Annotated in this window: 19 protein-coding genes; 4 read left to right on the top strand and 15 right to left on the bottom strand. The window is 40.2% G+C overall.

Features of this window, described 5'->3' with window-relative positions; all coding sequences use genetic code 11:
* Nucleotides 1–141: 141 nt before the first annotated feature.
* Entirely contained in the window at nt 142–1,791 is a 1,650-nt protein-coding gene (locus tag LI951_RS11710) for a putative polysaccharide biosynthesis protein (RefSeq protein WP_202066405.1), read from the bottom strand.
* Nucleotides 1,792–3,547: 1,756 nt separating this feature from the next.
* On the opposite strand from LI951_RS11710, the gene LI951_RS11705 reads away from it, so the two are divergent.
* From LI951_RS11705 to LI951_RS11695, 3 genes are all read left to right on the top strand, one after another.
* Complete coding sequence (locus tag LI951_RS11705) at nt 3,548–4,237, top strand: DUF3862 domain-containing protein (protein WP_229442291.1); 690 nt, start codon at nt 3,548–3,550, stop codon at nt 4,235–4,237.
* 167 nt (nt 4,238–4,404) lie between these two features.
* Nucleotides 4,405–5,928 carry a UDP-N-acetylmuramoyl-L-alanyl-D-glutamate--L-lysine ligase gene (locus LI951_RS11700; RefSeq protein WP_229442290.1) on the top strand — a complete coding sequence of 508 codons (1,524 nt, stop codon included), beginning with the start codon at nt 4,405–4,407 and terminating at the stop codon, nt 5,926–5,928.
* A gap of 110 nt (nt 5,929–6,038) precedes the next feature.
* Nucleotides 6,039–6,356 carry a hypothetical protein gene (locus LI951_RS11695; protein WP_229442289.1) on the top strand — a complete coding sequence of 106 codons (318 nt, stop codon included), beginning with the start codon at nt 6,039–6,041 and terminating at the stop codon, nt 6,354–6,356.
* 421 nt (nt 6,357–6,777) lie between these two features.
* Here LI951_RS11695 and ald read toward each other — a convergent pair whose 3' ends face one another.
* The 12 genes from ald to lacD (LI951_RS11635) form a co-directional block, all read right to left on the bottom strand.
* Complete coding sequence (ald, locus tag LI951_RS11690) at nt 6,778–7,893, bottom strand: alanine dehydrogenase (RefSeq protein ID WP_202066391.1); 1,116 nt, start codon at nt 7,891–7,893, stop codon at nt 6,778–6,780.
* A 137-nt stretch (nt 7,894–8,030) separates the two neighbouring features.
* On the bottom strand, nt 8,031–8,963 hold the full coding sequence (locus LI951_RS11685) for a hexose kinase (RefSeq protein WP_229442288.1): 933 nt from the start codon (nt 8,961–8,963) through the stop codon (nt 8,031–8,033).
* A 169-nt stretch (nt 8,964–9,132) separates the two neighbouring features.
* The gene (gene lacD / locus LI951_RS11680) at nt 9,133–10,128 is read right to left on the bottom strand and encodes a tagatose-bisphosphate aldolase (protein ID WP_202066388.1); all 996 of its coding nucleotides are present in this window, start codon (nt 10,126–10,128) and stop codon (nt 9,133–9,135) included.
* An 83-nt stretch (nt 10,129–10,211) separates the two neighbouring features.
* Nucleotides 10,212–11,375: an N-acetylglucosamine-6-phosphate deacetylase gene (gene nagA / locus LI951_RS11675; protein ID WP_202066385.1), complete on the bottom strand. Its 1,164-nt coding sequence runs from the start codon at nt 11,373–11,375 to the stop codon at nt 10,212–10,214.
* 170 nt (nt 11,376–11,545) lie between these two features.
* Complete coding sequence (locus LI951_RS11670) at nt 11,546–12,718, bottom strand: SIS domain-containing protein (RefSeq protein WP_202066375.1); 1,173 nt, start codon at nt 12,716–12,718, stop codon at nt 11,546–11,548.
* A gap of 25 nt (nt 12,719–12,743) precedes the next feature.
* Nucleotides 12,744–13,466 carry a GntR family transcriptional regulator gene (locus LI951_RS11665; RefSeq protein ID WP_236671791.1) on the bottom strand — a complete coding sequence of 241 codons (723 nt, stop codon included), beginning with the start codon at nt 13,464–13,466 and terminating at the stop codon, nt 12,744–12,746.
* 488 nt (nt 13,467–13,954) lie between these two features.
* Complete coding sequence (locus tag LI951_RS11660) at nt 13,955–14,998, bottom strand: PTS system mannose/fructose/sorbose family transporter subunit IID (protein WP_202066362.1); 1,044 nt, start codon at nt 14,996–14,998, stop codon at nt 13,955–13,957.
* Nucleotides 14,988–15,791 carry a PTS mannose/fructose/sorbose/N-acetylgalactosamine transporter subunit IIC gene (locus LI951_RS11655; RefSeq protein WP_229442287.1) on the bottom strand — a complete coding sequence of 268 codons (804 nt, stop codon included), beginning with the start codon at nt 15,789–15,791 and terminating at the stop codon, nt 14,988–14,990. Before LI951_RS11655 ends, LI951_RS11660 begins: the two co-directional genes overlap by 11 nt.
* 21 nt (nt 15,792–15,812) lie before the next feature.
* Complete coding sequence (gene agaV / locus LI951_RS11650) at nt 15,813–16,289, bottom strand: PTS N-acetylgalactosamine transporter subunit IIB (protein ID WP_229442286.1); 477 nt, start codon at nt 16,287–16,289, stop codon at nt 15,813–15,815.
* Between the two features lie 161 nt (nt 16,290–16,450).
* Entirely contained in the window at nt 16,451–16,726 is a 276-nt protein-coding gene (locus tag LI951_RS11645) for a preprotein translocase subunit YajC (protein ID WP_202066355.1), read from the bottom strand.
* A 2-nt stretch (nt 16,727–16,728) separates the two neighbouring features.
* Nucleotides 16,729–17,169, bottom strand: coding sequence for a PTS galactosamine/N-acetylgalactosamine transporter subunit IIA (agaF, locus tag LI951_RS11640; protein ID WP_229442285.1), 441 nt, complete (start codon nt 17,167–17,169; stop codon nt 16,729–16,731).
* A gap of 341 nt (nt 17,170–17,510) precedes the next feature.
* A complete protein-coding gene (gene lacD, locus LI951_RS11635; protein WP_229442284.1) occupies nt 17,511–18,494 on the bottom strand; it encodes a tagatose-bisphosphate aldolase in 984 nt (327 codons plus the stop codon).
* Nucleotides 18,495–18,651: 157 nt separating this feature from the next.
* On the opposite strand from lacD (LI951_RS11635), the gene LI951_RS11630 reads away from it, so the two are divergent.
* Nucleotides 18,652–18,804 carry a hypothetical protein gene (locus LI951_RS11630; RefSeq protein ID WP_202066349.1) on the top strand — a complete coding sequence of 51 codons (153 nt, stop codon included), beginning with the start codon at nt 18,652–18,654 and terminating at the stop codon, nt 18,802–18,804.
* A 187-nt stretch (nt 18,805–18,991) separates the two neighbouring features.
* Here the strand turns inward: LI951_RS11630 and LI951_RS11625 are convergent, their stop codons facing one another.
* Together LI951_RS11625 and LI951_RS11620 are read right to left on the bottom strand one after the other, a co-directional pair.
* Nucleotides 18,992–20,035 (bottom strand): DUF4349 domain-containing protein, encoded by a 1,044-nt coding sequence (locus LI951_RS11625; RefSeq protein ID WP_229442283.1) that lies wholly within the window; start codon nt 20,033–20,035, stop codon nt 18,992–18,994.
* Nucleotides 20,035–20,544 carry a sigma-70 family RNA polymerase sigma factor gene (locus LI951_RS11620; RefSeq protein ID WP_229442282.1) on the bottom strand — a complete coding sequence of 170 codons (510 nt, stop codon included), beginning with the start codon at nt 20,542–20,544 and terminating at the stop codon, nt 20,035–20,037. The genes LI951_RS11625 and LI951_RS11620 overlap by 1 nt, the downstream gene beginning before the upstream one ends.
* Nucleotides 20,545–20,594: the final 50 nt, after the last annotated feature.

The raw sequence follows: 20,594 nt of genomic DNA, 5'->3' as shown, positions 1-20,594 counted from the left end.
TTCTTCAGTCACTATTTTAAAATGCCACCGTTAAATAGATTGACTTCACATAAAGGATTTCCAGTTTCTTATCGTCATGCTTTAACATTCATTATATAAAACAAAGGCGCAGGACTTTCCCCACGCCTCAAAGTATTCTATCTACTTAATCTTAACCTTTGCACGCAGTCCATCCACGTCTTTCCCAAGCAAACGGTCTGCCAGTCGAATCTTCAATGTCATGTAGCCATAAACAGCAATTCCAACTGCAGCTACTATCAGAACAATCAGAAACGCCTGCCCTTTGCGATCCGGGTTCAAAAACAGATATAGAAACTGTTTTGTCAGGAAGGCAAAAACAATCATAATCAGTGTAATAACAAAAATCAGTAAACTGCGGCGCAGCGTCAGGCTCAAATTGAATTTGGAAATTTCTTTGATTTTACGCATCAGCAGGAAGCATGAAACACTGAATCCAATCATGGTTGCCACTAGAGGACCATATGCTTCCAAAAATCGAATACTTGGGTATTGAACAATCAGTTTTACAGCTAATCCAATCGCAAAATAGCGGATTGCTGCCCGGTTTCCGTACATCCCCATCAGCATGTTGGAAATAAGCATATACAATCCCATAAACAACCCTGCATAACACGCTTGAATAAGCAGACTTGTCCCTAATCCATCCGGACGATAAAACAACGTATAAAGCGGTCTGGCCAATACAATCATACCAAATGTTGACGGCAGCATAACAAACGCAAAAAGCTGCAGATTGTTGCTGATCAATTTAGATAGATCACGATATTTTTTTTGAGTCACAGCTTCTGTAATAAGCGGCAGTCCAGCCATGGCAATAGATGTGGCCAGTGCAATGACGACCATCGTCAATTTATCCGGATTGGCATTAAAAACCCCAAAAAGTTCACGGAGCTGACTATCCGAATAACTCGTAAATGTCCGCATGAAATTAGAAAACGTAAATTGATCGACTAATTTAAATACTGTTACACCAGAACCAACAATAATAAACGGAATTGCTTCTTTAAACGTTTCTATTAAAAGGCCCTGAGGAGAAACCTGGTGCTTGTTTGCGCTGTGCGCTTCAAGGTAATCAAACATTGGTTTTTGTTTATGCAGATAAAAGTACAGCACAACAAAGCTGACAATCATTCCGATAAATGCCGCAAAAGTTGACTGAGTCACGGCATCTACATAATCGCCATTAAAGACTTTCATAATAATGAAAGCAGTCAGCAGCATATAGAAAACACGTGCAACTTGTTCAACAATCTGTGACAGGGCAAAGGGCATCATATCCTGATTTCCTTGGAAATACCCTCTGATAACACTCATACACGGAAAAACCAGCACGGCCAGACTTAACGATTTCATCGTTGGAACCAGCTCTTCTCCGCCTCCTGACCAACTGGCCAGTGCAGGTGCTGAAATATACATAACCAAAGCAAAAACTGCTCCCAGAACGGCCATCATCTGCAGCGCTTTGTAAAACAGCTGTCTGCTGATCTTGTATTCATTCATAGAATTGTAATGTGCCGTTTGTTTCGCTATTGCAGCAGGAATACCGGCTGTAGAGATTAACAAAAACAGTGAATAGACTGTATACCCCATAGAAAACAGACTATTCGCCTCGTCAGCATGTTCCCCCATCCAGGCGTACCATGGAATAATATAAACCGCTCCTAATAAGCGGGAAATGATATTACTGGCTGTCATCCACGCTGAACCTTTGACCATCTTTTCCTGATTAGTCAATATCGGCTGTTCAGCAGTCCCGGGTTGATTGATCATTTACTCCCCAACTTTCTTAAACATACTTCTTCTATTTTAATTGTAAAATCCTTGATATGCAATCCATTTATAAAATAATTATGCAATGCTTCAGAATTCCTTCTACTCTTAATGAAGTCCTCTATTTATTTGCGGAAACTACTGCATTTTCCTGTCAAACTCCTTTATTATACCCGAATATGCTCCCATAATGCACGATTTATTTTTCTGCTGCCTGTAAAATTCAAACACTTTGCATTCGACAGAAAGAAAAAAGCCTTTGAAAGGAGGATTTTAACCAAAGACAATAGTTATTCTTCCTGACTTTTAGCAGCTTTTTCTGTCTCCGTTCGATAAACAGTATCCTTCAACTGCATGCATAAGCAACTTTTCATTAGTACCGGATTCCATTTTAAAAGCTGAACTGTCAATTCCGGCTTGCTTAAAAACATTTCATAAAGAATATTCATCCGATTGGTATAGTATCTGTGATGGACCACCTCATTTAGATAAAAAATAGTCAGCCGGCACAGCTCCGTTCCTTTTGGATTATTCCTGTCAATGAGTATCAGCTCCTAAAAAACAGCATAGGTATCATAGACAATTATTTCAAGCTAGGTTCTCCGATTTTTGCCTTGTCGTTACAGTTTTCCTGCATAGCCTCAGCTGAATGAATCGATAACATATATGCAATAAGAGCTCGACCATCTGATGATCAACAACCTGGTTATAAAGCTTTCTGCTAAAGCTCTGTGTCTGTTCCGCAATCACAAACAGCTCATCTGCTTAAAAAGCTGAATAAGATAGGTTCCCTAAAAAGAATTCATAACGTCACCAATCCTCTATCTTCCTTAAATAGTCAATAATATTTTCGCTGTCTGCTTCAAGCTCCATATTAAGGGCACGTTTGTACAACCCTTCCCTATCAAAACGCAGGATAAAAGCATTACTTTTCCGATTCATTTTAGTTTTTATATTTCTGAATGAATTTCTTAAAGATCAGGGAATTGTCTGAATGCAAACCATATCCTTATCAAGTTCAACTTCTTCCAGCCAGTTGCTCAACGATATCTCGAGAACTCATAATAGAATTCATCAACCGTACTGTAGATTTTATTCCTTTTGAATAAGTTGCTTTGTTTTTCTGATAAAATTTAACATTCCTACAGTGTTCATAGTTTTTTTGCCTATTTTTTATTAAATGACAGCACAAACTCCAAAAAAATATCTGTAAGCATAAATTTTGAGAATAATATAGTAATGATGTATTTTTTTAAATCAAGCTAAATTATCTTATTTCTATTACTTTTCATCATTTGATAGGATTCAATTTATAAGGCTAAAAAATGTTTCAGCTCTTAAAATTAACATTCATTTAACAAAAAATTGACATCCTTTCTATATTCGAAGACCCAACGACGAGCAATTATTTTTCTACAAATATACTCTATTATATTGACTGCCGATAAAATCTCATTTTCAACATAAGCCTTTTTCAATGACTGCTATTCTAATTTCTTAAAAGACCGGTTAGCACAACTGCTTGCAAGCCGATTCTCTACTTCTTCTCATACAGCCGCCCTGTGTTCTGGTCTTTTTTGTGCCTTGCTTTTTCATTCCAATACTTATATATTTTGGGCAATATATCTGCGAATTCCTTTACTTAATACTATTCTTTTTATTTTTTTACAAAATCAACTAAATTAAGCTTGTATTTCCAAATAAACATTTGTATGATTGAAATGCTGAATCAAACTAATGGAAAAGAGGACGAACTATGGGAAGAAAAGAAGACAGAATGGCAACAGCCAAAAAACCGATCGCAAAAAGAGGATGGTTTTGGTTATTGGTTTTCTTGATATTGGGTGGCGGAGGCTTTGCTGCTTCACAGTTTATCCCTTTTGATTTTGACCTGCCGTTTGGCAATTCTGCATCTAAAGATTCGACAACCGAAGAATCCAAAACAACAACTGAGAATACAAATACTGAAGAAGATATTGTGGAAATACTGGAACTGTATCGTTCAATCAATCTAAGCGATTCAATAGCGAAAGATGTTAAGGGCTCCAGCTATGATGACGTTGTAGCACTGTTGGGAGAACCAAGCTCCAATGTTGATTCCGAAATTGGCGAAACAAAAACTAAGATGGCTATCTGGAATACCTTCAATGGAAAAACAACGATCAGTGTGAACTTCAGCGACGATTTTGCCATTGGAAAAAGTGTCGCAAAGCTAGTCAGTGAATCAGACGATAAAACTACTACAGATCAGTTTGAAGCTGTTCCTACAGATGGTTCTTACACCTATGAACAGGCGATTGAAGAATTTGGTGCTCCAGATTCACTCAGTGATTCACTTATTGATAATGTACACGCAACCACTGCATTTTGGACGACAAATGTGGAACAGGGCTTCACTATTCATTTTGATAATGATCAGGCAGTTACAAAAGAACAAGTTTCTTAATAATAGAACAAAGACAGGCAGTTTTCGGATAAGAACCGGAAGCTGCTTTTTCTCTGAAATACGCTGCCTTGATGTTTTTGTTTTGAAATTGTATGATAAATGTTAAAGATGACAACAATCAGAGCGGGAACTCCTTTCCAGCTCATTTATATTTGGAGGCTTATTATATGAGTATCTCATTGACAGAAATTAAAGAGTGTTTAATAAAAGAACAGCTTTTAAAAGAAATGGTTGCCGGTTCTGACTGGACCCTCATTATTCCTCAGCATCTGTCCGATCGGCTGATTACTGCTGTATCCTATGATTCAAGAACTGTCTCTGAGGATACCTTGTTTTTCTGTAAAGGACTGAATTTTAAAAAAGAATATTTGGTGAGTGCTGCAGCCGCAGGATTAAAATTTTATGTTTCTGAAACCCCTTATGATACAGCTGCCGAACTGGGCTTCATTGTAACAGATATAAAAAAAGCGATGTCGGTTCTCAGCATGCTGTTTTATGATTATCCTCAAAATAAACTGACGTTGATTGCGTTTACTGGGACGAAAGGAAAAACAACTGCTGCTTATTTCACGAAATTTATTTTGGATCACTCAACAAATAAAAAGACAGCCATGCTTTCAACGATGAATTCAACGCTGGATGGAAAAACCTTTTTTAAATCTCAGCTGACAACGCCCGAATCTGCGGATCTCTATCGAATGATGGCAGAAGCAGCAGCAAATCAGATGACACATTTTGTGATGGAAGTCTCATCCCAGGCCTATAAGACAAATCGGGTATACGGTCTGACATTTGATGTCGGAATCTTTTTAAACATTACTCCTGACCATATCAGTCCGATTGAACATCCTACATTTGATGATTATTTCTATTGCAAACGGCAATTAATTGTAAATTCCAAAAAAATCATTCTGAATCATGACTCTGATTACTTCAATCTGCTGAAAGAAACTGCTGATTTGTATCATACACCTGTCGTTGTTTATGGCAGCCAAAAATCAGAAGATGTAGATTACCTCTATACAAAAGATCCGAAAAATTCGCTGGTCTTTAACGTTTCAGCTGCTCCTGATACTCTTTCCCTGTCAGGAGAATATTCTTTACGGCTGGGCGGAGACTTTAATATGGGCAATGCGTTGAGTGCTGCTATCGCCTGCACACTGGTTGGCGCATCAAAACAGGACTGCCATTCAGGTATTCAGGAAACAACTGTGCCTGGTCGAATGGAGCAGCTGTCTAATACAAATGGCTCAGCTGTTTATGTTGACTACGCACACAATTATGATAGTCTGAAAAACCTTCTAAGTTACATAAAAGAAGAACATCCAGACGGCCGTTTAATTGTTGTCATTGGCAGTACAGGAGACAAGGCAATTTCCAGAAGACAAGATTTCGGAACAGTTTTGTCTGAACTTGCTGATTATGCCATCCTGACAACCGATGATCCGGCTTCTGAGGATCCTCAGAAAATTGCAGAACAAATTGCTGCTCATCTTGCTTCATCGGTTGAATCCCAAATTATTATTGATCGGGAGCAGGCAATTGATGCTGCCTTGTGCTTAAGCAGACCGGAAGATGCTGTGGTTTTAGCTGGCAAAGGGGCTGATTTATATCAGAAAATCGGCGGGAGAGATCTGCCTTATGAAGGAGATTTCGCTATTGCTGAGCGGATCATTCATAATAAAAAGTAAATGCTGAATTCATTCACAAATAGCTGTGCAGTAAACGTCAATCGCTTTTACTGTGCAGTTTTTAACTACCAGCTGTTTTTAATTTATTAATAAAATCAGGAGGAAAAATGATGAGCTACGAAGAAAAAGACTATTTTATGCGGCAGATAAAAAAACTGGCTGAGGGTTTAAGTATGATGCTCACGCTGAACTCAGTAAAGGAAATTATCAACCTTGAACAAAACGAAAACAGCAAACTGACTGACGAAGAAATTGAAGCGATCCTTCTTGCTATTCAGGTACAGAATAAAGCAGATCAACTGGGACTGAACAAGGAACGGCTGGCCGAAAAAACAGGACTCTCTCAAGAACGGCTGGAACAGCTTCTTGAAAAGAATCAACTTCCGACAAAACATGAGCAATCAGAGTTGGAGAACTTTTTATTCTGATAACCAAGTATTTTCTAGTGCCGAATACTTCGCAATAGGTGTAAGAACCATTTCTCTAGTCCATTCTTCTTTAGAATGACGCACAACCTGTATGAAAACTATCGAAGAAGTGCTTAGAGAATTTTTCTATATGTAGGAAGAGTATGTCGAGTACCTCTATTGCTCCATACTTAGAAGAGAGTAGCAGAAACAATAACAAAAACCTGAAGCTTTCCCTTTACAAAGCCGATGATACTTAGGCTTTTAAGGAAAAGTTCAGGTTCTTTTCATTCTGTTCATCCGTTATACAGAGACTTTAATCAGTTTTCAAAACTGTAAACTGCAGAAAATAACGGTCGAGGTCCGACAGATTCCCTATAGAAGATTCAGTCGACAAGTCCAATCTATTGCCGTCCCTCATTCAATTCCGAACTGTCAGATTCTATTTTAAGAATTCAGCGATATCTGTATAAGGCAGTTCCAGGTCCGCTGCAACTGCCGGATTTGTCATGGCACCATTCAACGTATTAACACCTCTGGCTAATGCTTCATTCTGCTTCACGGCTTCTTCAAAGCCTTTATTGGCAAGCTCCAGTACATAAGGCAATGTTGCATTTGCCAAAGCATAGGCAGATGTCTGAGGAACAGCTCCCGGCATATTTGCCACAGCATAATGGATTACGCCGTGTTTGACATATGTTGGCTGCTCATGTGTTGTAACATGATCAATCGTTTCAAAAATCCCGCCCTGATCAATCGCAATATCGACAATCACTGAATGTTCAGGCATAGATTTGACCATCTCCTCTGTTACCAATACAGGTGCTTTGTGTCCTGGAAGCAGTACAGCACCGATCACTAAATCTGCTGTCTTTAAGGATTCCTGAATATTAAACTGGTTGGACATCAGTGTTTTGATCGTTCCGTTAAACTGGTTATCCAGTTCCTGCAGACGTTTTGTATTCACATCCAGAATTGTCACATCTGCGCCAAGACCCAGAGCGATTTGTGCAGCATTCGTTCCTGAAATTCCACCGCCGATAATAGTAACATTTGCTTTACGAACACCGGGAACTCCGCCAAGTAAGATCCCTTTTCCTTCAGGAATTTTTTCCAGACAGTGCGCACCAATCTGCGTTGCCAATCGGCCCGCGACTTCACTCATAGGCGACAATAAAGGCAAGCTGCCATTTTCCAGCTGAACACTTTCATATGCGATCGTATTAATTTTACTCTTCATCAACTCTTCTGCCAGTGGTTTATTAGCTGCCAGATGGAGATACGTAAACAGAACCAGATCTTCTCTTAAAAACTGATATTCCTCTGCCAGAGGTTCTTTCACCTTTAATACCATTTCCTGATTCCACGCTTCTTCAGCTGTCGCTGTAATGGCAGCTCCTACAGCAATATACTCTTCATCTTTGATTGAAGCACCTGATCCCGCACCTGTTTCAACAAAAACTTCATGTCCTGCCTTGATTAAATCAAGAACACCGGCCGCCGGTAAGGCTACCCTGTTTTCGCCAATTTTGATTTCCTTGGGAATACCAATTTTCATATACATTACCTTCTCTTTCGTTTAAATTCTTATCCATCTTATCTATGTCATATAAAAAGTATAAAGTAAGAAAAAACGATTCGCAAGGGTGTTCGGCATATTTGTGAGTTATTTAACGAACAACTGTTGTCCATTCTTTACAGCTGAGTAACAACAATCTGACCGAAATAATCATCGATTTTATTCGGGTCAATCCAGCCTGTCTTTGTTTCCAGTGCATTCAGCATTCCCGTTGTCATCCCCCATTTCAGAACATCTTCGTCTGTATTTCCTGCGGCAACAGCGCATGCTAACCCTGCTAAGGTCGCATCCCCTGAACCTACTGGATTTACTGCTTCAAGAGCAGGAATCCTGACCGTATAGAATTTTTCTTTATGCTTCGCTATCGCCCCTGCCGCTCCCAGCGAAACAACAATCCAGTCAATGCCGTCAAACATTGGATGCTTTAGTTGCTCCAAAAGTTCTTCACCCTCAGCTTTTTCAACAGACAGCAGCTCTGCAATTTCTGTTTTGTTCGGCTTAATTAAAAAAGGCTTATTCTCTGAAATCACTGCCTGCTTCAGTGCGTTACCTGAGGTATCCAATAATACAGAAACCTTCGCTTCCTTAGCTAAACCAATCAGCGTATCATAAAGATTCTGAGATAAACCAGCAGCTAAGCTTCCTGAGATGGTTACCAATCTGCTTTGCTTTACCAGAACTTTGAAATGTTCAATAAATGTCTGCTCCTCCTGCTTTGTTACAGTGGGTCCTTTTTCTAAAATCTCTGTCTGCTGTCCCTGATCATGCAAAACAGCAATCGAGTTCCTTGATTCTTCCTTTATTTTAGTGAAGTCGTGAAGGATACCTTCTTTTTCAAGCTCCGATTCAATATATGCACCTAAAAATCCGCCTAATACACCAGTTGCCAGCAGCTCCCTATCCAATTGATGAAGGACTCTGGAAACGTTCAAGCCTTTCCCGCCGGCAGTTTTCGATACCTCGCTGACACGATTAACATCATCCAGTTTGAAGTGTTCCAATGAGTACGACATATCAACAGAAGGATTCATCGTTACAGTTAAAATCATAGGTAAGCCTCCATTCTTTTTTACTTCCGGGAAATGTCTGAACAATTAGAATCTCCCATTATTTTCAACACTTCCCGGCTGAACATCTAAGATCATCCATTTTTACAAATTATCTCACTTTTTCAATTTTTCTAACTTCATTAGGAGAACCATTGCCCCTTACTGCAGACTATTCCACCATGATCTTGTCATGCCAGGAAGAAGCTGTTCGATTTACAACTTCATTCAGTGATTCAATATTCTTTTTACCTTCACCTGTCAACCAGTCTATTGCTGCAGCATCACCGGCTTTTACAAATGGCGCCACACCATTTTTCCATGTTGCCCTACCGCAAAGAACACCATTAAAGGTAGAGCCTGCCTGTTTGGCGAATTCCAGTGTTTTTTGAAACAGCTCTGCGGATACTCCCGCACTTAGAAAAATAAACGGCAGATGCGTTGCATCACTTTGTTCTTTAAAACAGGCAAGAGCTTCTTCTTGAGAATAGACTGCCTCAGCTTCGTCTTCAGCAAATCCTTCAACATAATTCATGTTCACAGGAACTTCTACTTTCAGTACATCTACCTTATATTGCGTCTTGGAGAATTCTTTCATCATTTCGATCACCTTATGCGGTTTTCTTTTCGCATATTCTGTTGATCCTGCATCTGCAATTTGAGCATCATAAGAAACCAGCTCCAGATAAAACGGGATGTCCTCACCCAGACACTCGCTGCCCAGACGTTCAATAAAGACATGCTTTAAATGATTGATTTCTGCCGCTTCATCCACATCATAGTAAAGCAGAAATTTAATGGCGTCCGCCCCTTTTTCTTTCAGTCTTTTAACAGACCAGTCTTCCAGCAAATCCGGAAGCCGCCCGGGTGTTGACGCATCATAGCCTGTTTTTTCATAGGCCAGCAGCAGTCCGGCTTCACTGTCTCGGGCTTCCGCTGCCGACAGACCATATTCAGGATCCAGCAAAATAGATGAAGCAAACGGTGTTAACTGCTCAGAAACCAGCTTTTTAAAGTCGCTGATGCTTTCTTCTGCCGCCTCTAAGCCCAGTGCACTGATCATTTTCTTAAGTGCTCCCCGCTGATCAATGGCTAACGCTTCAATCAAGCCATCTTTCGTTGATAATCGATCCATTGACTCTTTCTTTGCTTTGCTTATCTTTAACATCATTCTCCTCCTGTTTCTTTCCACTCTATTTTTATTACCTGTTCAACCTTGTATCGTCTCTTGTCGTTCTTTTATGCAGCAGTTTATTCTTGTTCTTTCGAACACATATAAACAGACTGACCTTCCAAGTATGTTTCAAGCAGACTCATATCCGGACCGATAATTAGAAAATCTGCCGGCAGACCTGCTTCAATACTTCCACACTGGTCATCAATATGGACACTTTGTGCTGGTACCAGTGAAGCCATTTTGATTGCTTCCTCCACAGTAGCAAGATCCCAGTCAACAACATTCTTCACCCCATCAAACAACTGCAGCACACTGCCAGCCAAACTGTCATTTGACTGCAATCGTGCTGCCCCATCTTTGACAATTACTGGGAATTCCCCAAGCGTATATTCTCCAGCAGGCATTCCACCAGCACGCATACAGTCAGTAATCAGTGCAATTTTCCCCGACGTTTTCACCTTCATCAGTACGTCAGCCGCTCCTGGATGAACATGATGCCCATCACAAATCAATTCGGCGATCACCGCTTCTGATGTCATTGCCGCACCTACCATTCCCGGATCGCGATGGCTCAAGCCGCTCATTCCATTGTATGTGTGTACAAACATTGAAGCACCCGCATAGACAGCTTCTTTCGCTTGATTATAGGTTGCCGCACTATGCGCCAAAGCTACAGTTACGCCTTGTTTTGTCACTTCACGGATAAAGTCCGCAGCCCCCCTTCGTTCTGGTGCAAGAGCAATTTTTCGAATCAAACCATTACTTAATTTTTGCCAATGATTGAATACGTCAATATTCGGATCGGAAAAATAGTCAGGATTTTGCGCCCCTTTATGTTCTTCTGTAAAAAATGGTCCTTCAAAGAAAATCCCCTGAATTTTTGCTCCTTCCACCTCTTGATAACGTGAACCAATGGATGCAGCAACTTCATTCAACGTATCAATATCTGCAGTCAGAGTTGTCGGTAAAAATGAAGTAACACCACAGCTAAGCAATCCTTTGGACATTTTTTTGATTCCTTCAAAATTATTATCCATTACGTCATATCCCATAAAGCCATGAATATGTGTGTCGACCAGTCCGGGAGCAATCCATTTTCCGCTGTAATCCAGAATCTCGCCTTCCGGCTTTTCTTTGGTAAAATTTCCAAACTTCCCATTCGAAACTTCCAGATATCCGGCAGATGCCCTCCCGCTTTTTAAAAAGAAACGATCTGCCTTCAAATAATAATTATTCATGCTTCTCTTCCTTTCCTGCCAAAGCATTCTTTTCAGAAACTGCTGAAATCTTCCTTTTGTCATGGCTAAAATAGCAAGCAATTAAAGCTGAAGACATCTCAAAATAAAGGGTCAGATGACAGTTTGTTCTGTTCCGACCCCCATTTCAGCCAAAGCTTCTATAATCAATATCATTTTTTCAGTTCGTAAATTGTTACTCCTTCAACTACCCGATTCACAGTACCTGTCGGAGAAGGAGTATCAGGTGTATTGCTGACTTTAATGGAACTGTTTAAAGCAACAGTCTGAGCAAACAGGATATCTGGAAATACCTGATAAGCTTCCGGAAGAATCACTTCTTCCTCAGAAAACAGGAATGGTGTCCCGGCAACCTCTGCCGAATCTTTTTGGCCGATTCCCACAACCTGTGCAGCAATCTGATCTCTGTGTACTTCTGTCAAAATATCCAGATCGTACTTTCTGGTGTACACATCGTTATTAATAAACACAAAGAGCAGCGTTTTAGAATCAACAAATGATTTAGGACCGTGCCTGAATCCCAGAGAAGAGTCAAAAACCGTCGCAATTTTTCCGGCAGTCAGCTCCAGTACCTTCAGCTGTGCTTCCCGTGTCAACCCGGACAATGAACCTGAACCTAAATAGACAATCCGGTGATACTCATCTTTCAGCAAAGACTGAATCTCTTCTTCGCGGCATATAACCTCCCGACCCATTTCACTCATCGCAGTTACATAGACTTCTTTCTTTTTTAATTCTGTCTGATCAAAAATCAATAATGCAGATAACGTCATGCAGGTAAAGCTTCCGGTCATCGCAAAACCCTTATCGTTTGATTTTTCAGGCATCAGTAGCAACAGAACTCGGTCATCGCCTTCGGCAAACTGTGCCAGCTGTCCATCAGGTGCACAAGTAATCGTTATATGAAATATATTTTCCACAATTGCATTAGCAATCTCTACTGCTGCCAAACTTTCAGGAGAATTCCCGCTTCGTGCAAACGACACTAGAATCGTCACTTCGTCTGAAAGCAGATAATCATATGGAGCAGCTACAATATCTGTCGTCCCAATACTTTCAAATGTAAACACCTTTGTATTACCCTTTTTAGTTAGATAAGGAACCAGTGTGTCTCCCACATATTGTGAAGTGCCGGCTCCAGTAAAGATTACCCGAATTTTTTTCTTTGTTTCCTTTTCTGCCCGTTCAAAAAAAGCAGCAATTGCTTCCTTATTCTCTTTATATATTTGTAGAGCTTCCTTCCATAAGTCAGGTTGCTGTTTGATCTCACGTGTTGTGATCTCCGCACCCATTTTTTCTAAAATATCTGCTTTTTTTTCAAACATCTAGCCTACGCCTCCTTGCTTTTAATCAGCGAACATGGCGTACCTTATAACGAAACTTATCTGCACGTGCAACGCTTAACGTAAACTCAATTACTTCATTCTTTAAATTATACGTTGTTCGAACCAAGTTAAGGCTAGGTGCGCTATAAGGTACTTCCAGCTGTTTCGCATCATTATCACTTACAATACTTGCATAAAACTCTTCTTCAGCCAGCTTAATAGTTTCACCGTAATCCTCGGAAAACAGATCATACAGCGGTTTTTTCTCCATGTCTTCCTTTTTCATTTTCATAAACTTTTTATAGGGTAAATAGGACCGCTCAACCATCATCGGCAGTTCATCGGCACTTCTCAAACGTTTAATTTTAATAATTTTTTCGCCTAAAGAGAGGTTCAAATGCTCTGCAAAAAACTTATTGGCTTCTACAATACGATAATCCAGAATCGTTGTTTTAGGTGTTTTTCCAAGAGATCTCATTTGTTCAGTAAAACTGTAACCGCCAGTCAGATTCGTTACTTCCTGACTGATGGAAGAAACAAAGGTTCCTTTTCCATGCTGACGATAAATGTACCCCATCTTCTCCAGTTCCTGCAGCGCCAAACGTACTGTTGTACGACTCAATCCGTACTTATCCGACAACTCACGCTCGGATGGCAGCATCGCATGCGGCTCCAGCTCTGTTTCAATCTGTTCTTTCAGCAAATCAACCAGCTGATCATACAACGGCTGTCTTCTCTTTCTTTCCAATATATTCCCCTCCTGAAATTTAGTGGTGCAATGTCTTGAATGATTAATCAAACTATTTCATGTTTAGCAAACTGCCAACAGGAATTATTGCATCCCTTCCTGAAAAACAGCTTGGCTTGTTTACTGTTTCTAAGCTGACCACTTTGACTGCAGAGCTGAATAAATTGCCGAGACAACTACTATTGAGCAATGCTGCAGCTTGTCACCCCGGAACAGCCAGTGTCCCGAAACAGCTCTGGACAAGTGGTAACTACCACATGTTAAGTCTATCATTCTTCCATTGAATTTCAATGATTTTTCATCATAGTTTTTCAGCTGAGGTTCGTCCGGTAAAGAGAACGTTTTGAAAGACCAGTCTTTAATCTTTGAATTTTGACTACTCTTTATAATGGGAAAGTCCGGCAGTTAATTGTTTATTCTAATTACTAACCCAGACACTTCCCATTCACTGCGGTCTTCATTGTATCTGAGAGCTGTCAGTCAAGCTTCTATGGCCAGATAGACGGCCATAAGCCGAACCCTGAACCAACCAGACCAATCACCAGTACCAGACCAATACATTTCAGCGGTGTCCAGCTTCGTTTTGCCAGGAAGAAGTACAGAATCAGCGTTAGTGCCAACGGAATCATCTGCGGTAAAATACCATCAAGAATTCCCTGAATGTCAATTGTCACATCCTGTGTTTCGTTTTGGTTAAACGTAACTTCATATTCCCCTGAATCCAGTTTTCTAACACCCAGTGCCTTTTCTCCGTCTGCTGCATCCTGAACGTCTTCTGTCAGATTTCCATCTTCATCTGTTTTATAAATAAACTCATCATATTTGTGTTGATCAGCTGCAGAAACAACTGTTGTAACAGAATGAACAACATTTGTTGTACCATTAGGAATTTGAACATCCAGCTTTGTCGCTCCATAAACACATGTCAATGCGCCAACAACGAATATACCCAAGATACTTGCTGCTCTAGTGAATTCTTTTGCATTTTCTGTCAGCACCCCAATTGCATCTGTCCCCAGCTTGTAGGACCAGTTCATCAGGAAGTAACGCAGTGCAAACTGTGCAACGTTAAATACCAGTAAAAAAACAAACGGAGCAGCAATATTGCCGTCAATCGCCATATTGGAGGTAATACCGGCAGTAATTGGAACCAGTGTAAACCAGAACAATGCATCGCCGATTCCGCCCAAAGGTCCCATAGCTGCCACACGTACTGCACGAATCGTTGGAATATCTGCTTTGTTTTGTTCAAGAGAAAGGACAATCCCCATAACAAACGTTACCAAAAACGGATGAGTATTAAAAAATTCCAGATTATGACTCATGGATGCAGATAAATCATCTTTTTCATCTCCGTGAATTTTTTTCAACCCCGGAAGAATGGAATACAGCCAGCCGCCAGCCTGCATCCGTTCATAGTTAAAGGATGCCTGCAAAAACAGAGAGCGCCATACCATTTTATTTAATGTCTTTTTATCCAGCTGAGGAGCCGGATTGGTATTTTTATACGTATCTGGAATATTATATGCCATCTTCGTCACCTCCGAAGTTATTCACTGATGCAGTCTGTTTGAATTTTGTCTGAACCTGATAATCCCAGAATGCCAGCGCAAATCCGATAAATGCCAAAATAATTAAAGCAGGACCGCTCAAGCTTGGTGCTGCCATTACGATAACAGCCAAAGCAAATCCAAAGAAGTAAAAGCCCCACATATCCCGAGAGACCATTACCTTAAGCAAAATCGCAAAACCGACATAACGCATCATTCCGCCGGCTGCACTTAAGCCGCCCATCAGCCATCCAGGAATGGCATCCACTACAGTTTGTCCAAATGCCTGACCGCCGATAAAGAATAAAACAACGATAATACCGAAAATACTTCCCAACCCCAGCATTGCCAAATAATTAATCCAATCAATTCCTTTGGTGTTTCCTTCATGAGCATAGTTATCTGCTACAGTCATTACCGGTGACATCAAAGAGAACAGCAAAGTCACACCATATTGACCCAGCAAGGAGAATGGAATTGCTGTGGCAACAGCCACTGTCGGCTCTAATTTCAGTGTAATCGCCAAAATGGCAGCCATAATTCCTCCAATTACTGCATTCGGCGGCTGTGCTCCGCCAACCGGCATGTTTCCAATGGTCATCAGCTGGTATGTTCCTCCAACAATCAGCCCGGTCTGCAGATCCCCCAATATCAAGCCAATAACCATACCTGTTACAATAGGCTGATAAAGAGATTCCAGAAAACTGAATTGATCAATGGCAGCAATAAACGTTACTAAAAACACTAATACTATCTGTAAAATACTGTAATCCATTTTTTTATCTCCTTCCTAGTTTCAGCTAAAAAGCTTCTTACTGTCTTCTATCGGTGTTGTCGGCACACGGCGAATTTCCAGTTCAACACCCAGTTCCTGCAACTTTCGGAAAGCTGCGACATCCTGGTCATCAACAGCAACCGTTGTAGCAACCTGACGTTTTCCTTCAGCCATATGCATATTCCCGATGTTTACTTTCTTAATCGGTACACCGCCTTCAACTAATGTCAGCACGTCTTTTGGGTTTTCCGCAATAATAAAGATTTTTTGATTCGGAGAAGCCTTGTGAATAATTTCAATCGTTTTCTGTAAAGTAAAATAGCGCGTTGCTACTCCATTCGGTGCTGCCATATCCATTAATCCCTGTCTGACCTTGTCCCCTGCTACTTTGTCATTTGCCACTAAAATCAAATTAGAGCCCAGTGAACCATTCCACTGCGTTGCTACTTGTCCATGAATCAGTCGATTGTCAATACGTGTTAATAAAATATTCGGCATCTGTCATTCTCCTTTCTTTGGTACCAATTGATTTCCTCGTGCTTAACAAGAATCAATTGCTCTCTCTTCTTTGATCCGATAGCCCCATTCCTAAGCCGCTTCTGCGACAAGGACTGCGGTTCTCCTTTCTCATCTTATTTATTAATAGAGTCCGTCAAGTCTCAGCCAACGATCTCCGTAATAGCAAACCTTGATATTTCCATCACTGCATCAGACTTAGTCTTTACATCCACTGTTTCATGTCCGATTCTGGTTAAGGTACCGTGAACGCCGTTTAAAAAAATCACCTGTTGCCCTACTGCCAGCTCCTGGTGCAGTTTTCGATAATAATCCTTCTGTCGTTTTACATTTTTAAAGTTGAAGACATAACAAACAAGTGCCATTCCCACTAAAAAGGCGATCATTATAATTGAGACTGCCAGTATACTATGCCACATAGTCAGATCCCTTCTTCCTCAAATTCATTGTCAGTTTCCTCCGATAACTCCAACTGTGCATGTACCAGTCCTGAACGCCCAACCTCAAGAATCATGCTAACAAATTCTTTTGCAGAATCGGCTCCACAGCGCAATCCGCTTCCTTCAATTAATAACGGCAGATTCGTGCCTGCAAGAACCTCTGCATTCTCTCTTTCAGAGGCCGCCAGCATAGCCGTTCGAAAAGGAGTTCCTCCCAAAAGATCTGAAAAAATCACCACCCCGTCTGATGAGTCCAATAATTTTTTTATTGCCTTTTCCATCTTCTCCTCAAAAATTTCCAGTGCTTCCTCTTCCTGAAAAGATACCACTTCAAATAATTCCTGAGGTCCTGCAATCATCTCCACTGCTCCCATCATCCCAGGGGCGAAACTGCCGTGACCCGTTAAAATACAGCCAATCATCCACTCACATCCTTCCACTTAAAAAATACCAACTGGTAGTAACCACGATATCAGTATAAAGTACAACCGCTTACAAAGTCAACTGATTTCCTAAAATATGTGAAAAAAATGAAATTTCTGTTTTACTTTGAGAAAAATACGTAAAACAGGTTATCTTATTAATACCAGTTGTTATCTTTTAAAGCAGCCGTTTTTTAAGGCTCAATCTAACGCATAAAACAACCAAAATTTATTATATTTAACGAAAATAGTATGAAAAACCTGAGAGTTAAACCAAAAATCAGTTTACCTCTCAGGTTTCTTCTTTTACTATCTGGATCTCGAAAATTTCACCTCTTTACTTACTCTACTCTATCACGCCAAGAAACAGCACTTTGCTCCACTACCTCATTCAGCGTTTCTATATTGTTTCTGCCTTGGGTCGCAAACCAGTCCAAACCTGCTGTTTTTCCTTGTGTTATATACGGTTTGACACCGTCACGCCATGTTGCACGACCACAGAGAACACCGCTGAAGGTTGAACCGGCTTCCTTGGCAAACTTAATCGTTTCCTGGAACAACTGCATTGTCACTCCTGCACTCAGGAAGATAAACGGTTGATTGGCTGCATCACTCTGATCTTTAAAATAGCTCAGAGCTTCTTTTCTTGAATAAACCATTTCCTCATCTGAAAATCCTTCTACATAGTTCATATCTACCGGAACTTCCAGTTTTAGAACATCTGCATGATACTGGGGTTTTGCAAATTCTTTCGTTGATTCAATCACTTTTCTCGGTTTGATTCGGGCATAGTCTGCTGGATGTGTACTGTCAATTTCCGTATCATACGTAACAAGCTCAAGGAAAAACGGAATATCCTCGCCCAGACACTCGCTGCCCAGCCGTTCAACAAACACATGTTTTAAATGATTGATTCGCTTATCATCATCCGGGTTATAATACAAAAGGAACTTAATCGCATCTGCCCCCTCCTCCTTCAAACGGCGAACTGACCAATCTTCCAAAATATCCGGCATTCTTCCAGGAGTCGAGACATCATACCCAGTTTTTTCATAAGCCAGAAGCAGACCTGAGCCGGCTGAACGTCTTTTTGCTGCAGGCAGTCCGTATTCGGGATCCAGCAAAATAGCAGAAGCATATTTTGTCAGTTCTTCTGAAGCAACTATTTTAAAATTAATAATCTCTTTTTCTACATTTGATTCTCCAAAAGCAGCCATCATTTTTTTCAGAGACCCTCTTTGGTCAATCGCCAGTGCTTCAATAATTCCTTCTTCAGTAGATAGTCGTTCCAGCGCTTCCTTCTTCCCTTCACTCAATTTCAACATTCATGATTCTCTCCTTCCTTTCAACCTGCTTGATCCTTAACTGTCTTGAGTATAGGTCGTTCAAACAGAATTTACAAAAGAGACGGCTCTTTCCCTTTTTCCTCTTGACCTGTTATTCGTTTCATCTTGTATAGTAAAGAAAAAAAGAGGAGCAATCATGATTCATGCAATTGTAGCATTGGGTGATCTGCTTGGAAAAAATGATTATTTTGCTGATATTTCCATCACTGATTTTCAATTAACACTGATCTGCTTAAACAGCCTTTGTAAACCCTTTGAACAGACAATAAGCCTTAACTCGATTATTTGACTTGGTCTATGAGAAAAACAATTTAGAAATCCTCCGTTTGGCTCATTAGATTTTGTAAAAAAATATCCTATTTAGAATTTATATGGATTAATGCTGATATAAGGGCAGTGATTCCAATCATTTGGAAATAACCTTTTAAACGCCCCCCGCTGTAACAATAATTGATTAAAGAAAACAGCAGCTGACTTTATTCAACTGCTGTTTTCTTTTGTTTTCTCTTTTTATATTTATATCCCAAAAACAGAATAACAACTATTACCAGAACAATGTAGAGGATATTGCTGGCAATAAAGACAAGAATATTCCCGCCAAGCTCCTGCCAATACTGCTTTTGCTTCTCAAAGTTTCCTTGAATTCGCTGTGTCAATGAAGGACTTTCCTGTTTCTTTTTTGTTTTATCTACTTCATCAATAGTTACTTCAACCGTTAAATAGTCCACCTTATTGTCGATTCCTTTATTGGAACGAACCAGCGATTCTCTTTCTGAACGAACAACGGACAGACGTTCCTGAATTTTCAGCATATCATCCATTTTTTCACTTTTTTTAAGCAGCTCCAGCAATGCTGTTTCTTCTGCTTCCAGCGCCTCGATCCTGCTCTCATTGTCTAAGTAGGTTGCAGCATAGTTTTCTGTCCGAACACTTTCATCTATTGTTTCACCAATCTTGCTCAGCTTATCCAGAACATCCTGACTTCCCGATTTTGGTATGCGGATAACGTAGTAGGCCTGCTGCAGTCCTCCAACCCATTGACCTTTGTTTGAGCTCTCAATATAGCTGTTGCTTTCCTTCACCAGTGATTCCAGTGCTTCAATATCCTTATCAAAATCTGTGGACTGTTTGGAGTAAACATAAAATTGCGCAGTTTTTTCAGAAGGCTCAGCTGTCTGAGATTCTGATTTTTGTGCCGTCGCCTCCTCTTTCTCCAAGGCGGCATCCTGTGTATAGCCTGCATCACTTGCTGTACCACTGCTCATATAATTAGTTTTACTGGTTTGAGCCTGATTTACAGCAACTACGATAATGAACAGTACAGCTAAACCAATTGTAGTGATCAGCCAGGTCTTACGACTGAATCTGCTGAAAATTTTTCTACCAACTGATTTTGTACTCACAAAAAATGATTGAGGTTTTGTTTGCTCTCTAACATTGTATTCAATCATTCGATCGATTTTTTCCTGAGGGACTTCGATATTTTCCCACTGCTGTTTCCATTCTTGATTCAGTTTCATCATTCACCCTCCTCAAGATATTTTTTTAGTTGCATTCTGGCCTCATGAAGCTTGTACTTTGTTGTTCCAAGAGGTTCATTCAATACGAGACTGATTTCTTTGAGCTTTCTGCCATAAAAATAATGAAGAATAGTTACTTCCTGAAGATGTTGGGGCAGCCTCCTGATTCCATCATAAATATCCAGCTGTTCTTCTTTCGATAAATTTTTTTCTGGGTCTGCAATCTGTTCGTCTACTTCATCTGTATAAGCTTTATTCTTTTTCAAATGATCCAGTGCAGTATAGATAACAATGCGGACAGCCCAGGTGGTAAAATATTCGGGAAACTGAAGACAGCTGATTTTATTAATAATTTTAATCACTGCATCCTGAACAATATCCAACGCATCAGGCTCATTTTTAACATAAAGAAATGCTGTTTTGTATAGTTGCTGATAATGCTCCTTCAACAACAGCTCCAAATCTTCCTGACTGCCATTGACAGCTTCTTCAACCGATACTTTCTTCATTTTTTCACCTTCTTTTCTTATTAGACGTCTGTAAATTATAAAAGGTTGGA

Source organism: Enterococcus sp. BWT-B8 (assembly GCF_020567625.1).
Classification (GTDB): Bacteria; Bacillota; Bacilli; order Lactobacillales; family Enterococcaceae; genus Enterococcus_L.
The sequence above is the reverse complement of the archived record's forward strand: the minus strand, read 5'-3'. Positions and strand labels throughout refer to the sequence as shown.

What these genes read in the sequence shown, in the direction of transcription:
- LI951_RS11645 (WP_202066355.1), bottom strand. Translation starts at nt 16,726, where the DNA reads ATGTGGCATAGTATACTGGCAGTCTCAATTATAATGATCGCCTTTTTA.
- agaV (WP_229442286.1), bottom strand. Translation starts at nt 16,289, where the DNA reads ATGCCGAATATTTTATTAACACGTATTGACAATCGACTGATTCATGGA.
- LI951_RS11705 (WP_229442291.1), top strand. Translation starts at nt 3,548, where the DNA reads ATGGGAAGAAAAGAAGACAGAATGGCAACAGCCAAAAAACCGATCGCA.
- lacD (WP_202066388.1), bottom strand. Translation starts at nt 10,128, where the DNA reads ATGTTAAAGATAAGCAAAGCAAAGAAAGAGTCAATGGATCGATTATCA.
- LI951_RS11685 (WP_229442288.1), bottom strand. Translation starts at nt 8,963, where the DNA reads ATGATTTTAACTGTAACGATGAATCCTTCTGTTGATATGTCGTACTCA.
- nagA (WP_202066385.1), bottom strand. Translation starts at nt 11,375, where the DNA reads ATGAATAATTATTATTTGAAGGCAGATCGTTTCTTTTTAAAAAGCGGG.
- LI951_RS11660 (WP_202066362.1), bottom strand. Translation starts at nt 14,998, where the DNA reads ATGGCATATAATATTCCAGATACGTATAAAAATACCAATCCGGCTCCT.
- LI951_RS11710 (WP_202066405.1), bottom strand. Translation starts at nt 1,791, where the DNA reads ATGATCAATCAACCCGGGACTGCTGAACAGCCGATATTGACTAATCAG.
- LI951_RS11625 (WP_229442283.1), bottom strand. Translation starts at nt 20,035, where the DNA reads ATGAAACTGAATCAAGAATGGAAACAGCAGTGGGAAAATATCGAAGTC.
- LI951_RS11695 (WP_229442289.1), top strand. Translation starts at nt 6,039, where the DNA reads ATGAGCTACGAAGAAAAAGACTATTTTATGCGGCAGATAAAAAAACTG.
- LI951_RS11670 (WP_202066375.1), bottom strand. Translation starts at nt 12,718, where the DNA reads ATGTTTGAAAAAAAAGCAGATATTTTAGAAAAAATGGGTGCGGAGATC.
- ald (WP_202066391.1), bottom strand. Translation starts at nt 7,893, where the DNA reads ATGAAAATTGGTATTCCCAAGGAAATCAAAATTGGCGAAAACAGGGTA.
- LI951_RS11620 (WP_229442282.1), bottom strand. Translation starts at nt 20,544, where the DNA reads ATGAAGAAAGTATCGGTTGAAGAAGCTGTCAATGGCAGTCAGGAAGAT.
- LI951_RS11700 (WP_229442290.1), top strand. Translation starts at nt 4,405, where the DNA reads ATGAGTATCTCATTGACAGAAATTAAAGAGTGTTTAATAAAAGAACAG.
- LI951_RS11655 (WP_229442287.1), bottom strand. Translation starts at nt 15,791, where the DNA reads ATGGATTACAGTATTTTACAGATAGTATTAGTGTTTTTAGTAACGTTT.
- LI951_RS11630 (WP_202066349.1), top strand. Translation starts at nt 18,652, where the DNA reads ATGATTCATGCAATTGTAGCATTGGGTGATCTGCTTGGAAAAAATGAT.
- lacD (WP_229442284.1), bottom strand. Translation starts at nt 18,494, where the DNA reads ATGTTGAAATTGAGTGAAGGGAAGAAGGAAGCGCTGGAACGACTATCT.
- agaF (WP_229442285.1), bottom strand. Translation starts at nt 17,169, where the DNA reads ATGATTGGCTGTATTTTAACGGGTCACGGCAGTTTCGCCCCTGGGATG.